This window comes from Arhodomonas sp. KWT (genome assembly GCF_010993615.1).
The window spans coordinates 1-1,337 of record NZ_WNXE01000457.1; the positions used below are offsets into that span (position 1 = coordinate 1).

At 70.2% G+C, this 1,337-nt stretch carries 2 protein-coding genes; one reads left to right on the plus strand and one right to left on the minus strand.

The features are described 5' to 3' along the window. Nucleotides 1-468: HAD family phosphatase (locus tag G7A99_RS19880; RefSeq protein WP_163143507.1), on the plus strand; the 468-nt coding region annotated here is incomplete at its 5' end. 30 nt (nt 469-498) lie between these two features. On the opposite strand, the gene G7A99_RS19885 is transcribed toward G7A99_RS19880, so the two are convergent. After that, nucleotides 499-1,337 (minus strand): universal stress protein (locus G7A99_RS19885; protein ID WP_163143510.1); only part of this gene is annotated, 839 nt, incomplete at its 5' end.

Consider the following 1,337-nt stretch of genomic DNA (forward strand, 5'->3'; position numbering starts at 1 on the left):
CAGCTGCACGCGTGGCGTGAACGCTTCATCGCCGAGAAGATCGAGCCCATCGTGCTCCCCGCCGCCCGGGCGTTGATCGACATGCACCGGCAGCGCGGGGATACGCTGGTGATCATCACCGCGACCAACCGCTTCGTCACCGAGCCCATCGCGGGGTTGCTGGGCATCGACTGCCTGCTGGCCACCGAGCCGGAGTTCCGCGACGGCCGCTACACCGGCGGCTACGTGGGTACCCCCACGTTCCGCGACGGCAAGATCGCCGCGCTCGAGGCCTGGCGGCGGCAGAGCGGCACCGAGGACATGGTGACGACGTTCTACAGCGACTCGCGCAACGACCTGCCGCTGCTCGAGCGCGTGGAAGAGCCGGTCGCGGTCGACCCGGATCCCGCCCTCGATGCCATCGCCCGGGAGCGGCACTGGCAGCGCCTCACGCTCCGGGACGGCCCAGAGCCACATCCCCTGGGCTAAGAGAGGGGGAGAGCCGCCCCTCCCCGCAGGTCAGTGCGCGAGCAGCACCGGCCGGTCCATCACCCGCATCATTTCATGGGTGGTGCCGCCGAGCACCAGCTCACGCACCCGAGGCTGGCCGTAGGCCCCCATCACGATCAGATCGGCACCACTGTCCTTCGCCGCCGCGACCAGTGACGACGCGGGATCCGCCGAGCCGCCCGCATCGCGGACCACCTCGACGATGACACCGTGACGACTCAGCATGGTCGCGATGTCGCCACCGGGCAGCTCGCCGTGCCCGTCCAGCCGGTTACGGCCGGTGAACACCTGCACGCGCACTGTTTTCGCGGTCTGCAGCAGCGGCAGGGCATCGCTGATCGCCCGGGCCGCCTCCCGGCTGCCGTTCCAGCCGACCACCACGTGCTCGCCGACCGCCCCCGACCAGCCGCTGCGGGGCACGGCGAGTACTGGCCGGCCGCTGGCGACCGCGACCTGCGCCGGCAGGTCCGTGGGCGGGGCATCCACGTCATGGGAGACGTCCGGCTGCCCCATGAGGATGAGGTCGGCATAACGGGCATGGCGGCTGATGACCTCCAGGCGCTCACCGCCCTCGGCAAGACCGTCATGGGCACGCCACTCGCCGTTCCGGCGGGAAAACGCCTTACCGAAGTGCTGCTCCAGTGTCTCCAGGCGCCGGCGCATGCGCGCACCGTAATCACGAATGCGGCTGGGCTGGGACATCTCCAGGGGCAGGCTGAAGGGCACCACCGCAAGCCCGGCCACGTGGGCCTCGAAACGGTCGGCGAACCCGGCAGCGAGCGAGAGAGTATCGTCGAGCGCTGCCCCCTCGTCGACGTAGACCAGCAGATCTTTCCAGGACATGGCGT